This is a genomic window from Paenibacillus roseus (assembly GCF_016424485.1).
GTDB lineage: Bacteria > Bacillota > Bacilli > Paenibacillales > Paenibacillaceae > Paenibacillus_D > Paenibacillus_D roseus.
The window spans coordinates 1-5204 of sequence record NZ_JAELUP010000036.1; the positions used below are offsets into that span (position 1 = coordinate 1).

Here is a 5204-nt window from a genome sequence, read left to right on the forward strand (position 1 = left end):
CGATCTATGAGACATAAAAATGCTCCACCTCGTAGTAAACAGTTTTATTATTTCAACTGTCTACTACAAGGGGAGCATATCACAATACGTGAGGTGAAAGGTTCTTGGTATCTTATTTTATTCTGCCGGAGGCGTAAAGGTGCGTTGGGAAAATTCCGTATCGAGCATAAAGAAAGCATTGCTGTCCTTGTCAATTCGCTTGAGCTTCTGAATAATCGAATCGAACAGTGCTTCTTCTTCAACCTGCTCGTCGATGAACCATTTTAAAAATTGAATGGTCGCATGCTCCCTGTCATTGAGCGCAAGATCGGACAGATGATAAATCCGCTTGGTTACTTCAAGCTCATGCTTATAGCCATGCTCAAAAATATCCAGGACAGAACTATAATCATTCTTAGGCGTGTCCATGCCATACAACGTAGCACGCTTGCCGCGGTTATTGAGGAATTGATAAATTTTCATCGCATGGAAGCGTTCCTCTTCCGCTTGGATAATGAAGAAGTTAGCAAAACCGTCGAGGCTCTCTCCGGACAAATAAGCAGCCATTGCCAGATATACGTGAGAGGAGTAAAATTCGTAATTCATTTGGTCATTTAGCGCCTGGTGCAGCTTATCATTCATGGTCATGTCCCTCCCGGTTGGTTGCAGGTTACAGTTAGATAAGTTGTGAAGTTCAACTTATTTAGTTTTTACGTTTCTATCATATATCAGTTTGGGTAATTGTTCAATTATAGGCCTCTAAAGGCATTTCACTAACCAATGAGTTCGCGAAGGCGTTTGTAGAGCTTTTCCGCCGACGGCTCGCACACCACTTTTGAATCTCCGATTTGAACGAAATACTCTTTGCCGCACATTTTACAGTTGCCCAGACAGCTTTTTTTCTTGTGCTTCAATTCCGGAAACTTGGATTTCATTGCCTTATACACAGGCTTGGTGCCAAACTTCAAATTTTTACAGCAGTATTTAATTTTTTTCATCCTTCATCACCGCCTGCTTTAATGGCCATCATAGTATATGATAATAGTTCTCATTATCAGATGTCAACCATTAACTGCCTGCTAGTTCTGCCGGAACTGCCTTGGCGTCACCCCGGTGATTTTTTTGAATAACTGCGTATAATAGCTTTGGCTGCAAAATTTGAACAGGAAGGCAATTTCCGAGACGGAATGATTCGTGTAAATCAAGAAATGCTTCGACTCTTCAATTTTTCTTTCATTAATAAAAAAAGTGAGCGAGGCTCCCGTCTCCAGCTTGAATCGACTGGACAGATAGCTTGGATTTACTCCAACATGAGAAGCGATTGCATGCAACGTCAACTCCTGAAATATATGCTCGCGGATGTAGTAAATCGACAAATTGATAATATGCGAGTAGGTCATTACTTCCTTCTCACGCTTTACGACGGCGATGAATTGCACCAGCATCTCATACTCGAACTGCCGAAGTCGATCCACATCGCCGAACTTCTCGATCTGCAAAATGAGAGAATCGCTCAGTTGAAAAGCCGTTTCCGGATCTACCCCGCCTCTGATGATTGCCCGTGTAAATAAGGTACAGGAAGCAATGAGAGCATTCTTCTTGGAACGCAGAGGATAAGAGGCAAGCACCGCACCTTCTTTTTCATTGATTTTGCGCATTGTATCCATGGCCTTGCCTTCATCTCCCAAACGAATGGCTTCAAGCAGCTCGGTTTCGTAATCAAAAGGAGGGTGCACGAATCCTTCCCGCAAGGAATGCATGCGCGAGGACAAAAAATGCGGCTGCTCCGTCGTTTGTGATTCGCTCATGCTTACCTCTTTCCCACCTAAAAATTTTGATGATTTTCTAAATATATTAGTATAATTTTAGCCTGTTCCACGTTAAAATTCAAACCGTAAACATACTTAATTTCAACCAAATTTTGTCGGGAGGATCACACAACTATGAATTGGTCAATTTCGAATCATGAATCGACGCCTGACGTTCTGTTAAATATGGAAAGCATCTTTGCTCAGGGCAATGGTTACCTGGGAGTTCGCGGAAATTTTGAGGAAGGTTATGCCGAGGGTATGTCCAGCATTCGCGGAACATATCTGAACGCCTATCATGACGTTATTGATGTTCCTTATGGGGAGAAGCTGTATGCTTTTCCGAGCACGCAGCAAAAGCTGGTCAACATGATTGACGCCCAAACGATTCGCATTTATCTCGAAGGAGAGGAAGCGCCTGTGTCCCTGTATTCGGGCAAGGTGATCTCTTATGAGCGCTATTTCCATATGGATCGCGGATACTCCGAGCGTATTCTGCACTGGAAATCCGCAGGAGGCAAGGAAATTAAAGCAACCTTCCGCAGAGTCGTATCTTTTGTACATCGTGAATTATTCGTGATTGATGTACGTATTGAACCGCTCAATTTCAAGGGTCAAGTGAAAATCGTCTCAACCATTAACGGCAATGTCGTCAACTATACCAATCCGAACGATCCCCGTGTTGCCGCCGGACATGCGAAGCGACTGACGGTAGCGGATTACGGCGTGCGCGGAGAGTACGGTTTTGTCGTGGATGAGACAATGACCTCCAAACTGCAAGCCGCTTGTGTCACGCAACATCAGCTTGATGCTGAAGGACAAGCATCGCTCACAGCCGAGGGAGGCGTCGTTACTTATACCACCACTTTCGAGCTTAACGAACCTGTAAGCTTTACCAAGTGGAATATCTTCACCGATACGCTGCGTCATGGAGACAAATTGACTGACCGAGCAATAGAACTGCAAGAAGCGCTCCGCGGCAAATCCTTCGAGGATGTTCTGGCAGAACAAAAGCATTATTTGGACGACTATTGGAAACGGGCCGATATCGAAATCGGCAACGATGCCAAACTGCAGGAAGGCATCCGCTTCAACCTGTTCCATCTGCTGCAGTCGGCAGGACGGGACGAGCACAGCAATATTTCCGCCAAAGGACTGACAGGTGAAGGCTATGAAGGGCATTACTTCTGGGATACGGAGATTTACATGTTCCCGGTGTTCTTGATGAGCCAGCCGGAGATAGCCCGTCAATTGCTTGTATACCGCTACTCTATTCTTGATCAGGCAAGAGAAAGAGCGCGTGAGATGGGCCACCGCCGCGGAGCACTGTTCCCTTGGCGGACGATTTCCGGTACAGAATGCTCCTCCTTCTTCCCTTCGGGTACGGCGCAATATCATATTAGCGCAGACATTGCCTACAGCTACATCCAATATTATCTGGCGGAGCAGGATAATGAATTCCTGGTGGCTTACGGGGCTGAAATGCTGATTGAGACAGCACGCTTGTGGATGGAAATCGGGCATTACCATGAGGGCGCCTTCCACCTTGATGAGGTGACAGGCCCTGATGAATATACCTGTCTGGTGAACAACAACTACTATACGAACGTGATGGCCAAGCATAATCTGAAATGGGCGGCCAAGAGCTGTGCAATATTGCAGGATTATGACGCAGCAGCACTCGAAGCTTTGTACAGCCGTCTTGGTGTCTCCCCGCAAGAGCTTGAAGACTGGCAAAATGCTGCCGATGCGATGCTGCTTCCTTTCGACGAGAAGCTTGGCATCAATCCGCAAGATGATACATTCCTGCGAAAAGCGGTCTGGGACTTCGAGAATACACCGGAGGACAAATATCCGCTGCTGCTGCATTACCATCCGCTGACGCTGTACCGCTATCAGGTGTGCAAGCAAGCGGATACTGTCCTTGCCCACTTCCTGCTGGAAGATGAGCAAAGCATGGAGACGATCCGACAATCCTATGATTATTATGAAACGATCACGACGCATGACTCGTCCCTGTCTTCCTGTATTTTCAGTATTATGGCGTCAAAAGTCGGCTATAGCGACAAAGCCTACAGCTATTTCAACGAAACTGCGCGCCTCGACCTGGATAATACCCATGGCAATACGAAAGACGGGCTCCATCTGGCGAATATGGGCGGTACCTGGATGGCGATTGTATCCGGTTTTGCCGGTATGCGTCTAAAAGAAAGCGGTCTGTCGCTCGCTCCGTCCATTCCGGCAAGCTGGGAGCAATACGCGTTCCGTCTTACCTTCCGCGGTCGTCTGATTGCCGTTCAAATTGCAAATGGCGAAGTGGCACTGGAACTGCTGGAGGGCGACCGTCTGGAGCTTGCCTTGTATGGCAAGCCGGTTGAGCTGGAACCTGGACGAAGCGTCAAGCAGCCGCTCAGCTCGAAATAAGCTGCCCAGAGGCAAAGGATCAGCAAAATACAATATCATTCCATTCGCTTTATAAGGAGAGTTGTTACATGACCACAAAAAAACTGGAGGCCGTCATTTTCGACCTGGATGGCGTCATTACCGATACAGCGGAATACCATTATCTCGCATGGAAGGCGCTGGCTGATGAGCTTGGCATTCCCTTCACCCGTGAATTCAACGAGAACCTCAAGGGTGTCTCGCGGATGGATTCCCTGAACCTGCTGCTTGGACAAGCTGCATCTCCCCTCTCATTGACGGAGGAGGAGATGGTTCAGCTTGCAGACCGCAAGAACGGATTATATCAAGAGCTGATTGAGCAGATCACCCCGGCTGATCTGCTCCCCGGCATCCCCGAATTTGTAGCGGATATCAAACAAAACGGGATCAAGGTCGGACTTGCATCCGCCAGCAAAAATGCTCTGTTCGTTGTCAAACGTCTTGAGGCGGAACATTATTTTGACGTCATTGTGGATGTCACCACACTTAAGCGCAATAAGCCGGACCCGGAAATTTTCCTTACGGCCGCTGCCCTGCTTGGCGTAGAGCCTGGCAATTGCATCGGCGTTGAAGATGCAGCTTCCGGCGTGGATGCCATCAAAGGTGCGGATATGTTTGCTGTAGCCGTTGGCCTGGAGTCCTTGTTCCCTCACGCAGATGTCGTACTGCCGGACACTTCCCGGCTCAATCTGAATGATCTGATCAAGCAATTCGCCGGATAAGGCTAACGGAACTTACAAAAAAATATTTTTGGGTGTGGTCTCTGGACTTTGCGGGAAACAGCCGTACAGTGCGGGAGCGATTTTGCGTGCCGCCGGGGCTGTCCCAAAAGCGTTCGCACGGCAGGGGAAGACCCCAATTTTTAAGCGAAAAGGACCTCAAATTCCACTGCAATGATATGCTCCCCTTGTAGTAGACAGTTGAAATAATAAAACTGTTTACTACGAGGTGGAGCATTTTTATGTCTCATAGATC

General features: G+C 47.5%; 5 protein-coding genes. 2 read left to right on the forward strand and 3 right to left on the reverse strand.

Going from position 1 to position 5204, the window contains the following annotated elements; translation table 11 throughout:
* Positions 1 to 117 precede the first annotated feature (117 nt).
* The 3 genes from JFN88_RS09970 to JFN88_RS09980 form a co-directional block, all read right to left on the reverse strand.
* Complete coding sequence (locus JFN88_RS09970; RefSeq protein WP_199019177.1) at positions 118 to 621, reverse strand: ferritin; 504 nt, start codon at positions 619 to 621, stop codon at positions 118 to 120.
* A 131-nt stretch (positions 622 to 752) separates the two neighbouring features.
* Positions 753 to 977, reverse strand: a complete 225-nt coding sequence (locus tag JFN88_RS09975) for a DUF1450 domain-containing protein (RefSeq protein ID WP_199019178.1) — start codon at positions 975 to 977, stop codon at positions 753 to 755.
* Positions 978 to 1058: 81 nt separating this feature from the next.
* Positions 1059 to 1787, reverse strand: coding sequence for a helix-turn-helix transcriptional regulator (locus JFN88_RS09980; RefSeq protein WP_199019179.1), 729 nt, complete (start codon positions 1785 to 1787; stop codon positions 1059 to 1061).
* A gap of 135 nt (positions 1788 to 1922) precedes the next feature.
* Between JFN88_RS09980 and JFN88_RS09985 the strand changes: the two genes are divergently transcribed.
* Positions 1923 to 4211: a glycoside hydrolase family 65 protein gene (locus JFN88_RS09985; RefSeq protein ID WP_199019180.1), complete on the forward strand. Its 2289-nt coding sequence runs from the start codon at positions 1923 to 1925 to the stop codon at positions 4209 to 4211.
* 68 nt (positions 4212 to 4279) lie between these two features.
* Positions 4280 to 4951 carry a beta-phosphoglucomutase gene (gene pgmB / locus JFN88_RS09990; protein WP_199019181.1) on the forward strand — a complete coding sequence of 224 codons (672 nt, stop codon included), beginning with the start codon at positions 4280 to 4282 and terminating at the stop codon, positions 4949 to 4951.
* Positions 4952 to 5204: the final 253 nt, after the last annotated feature.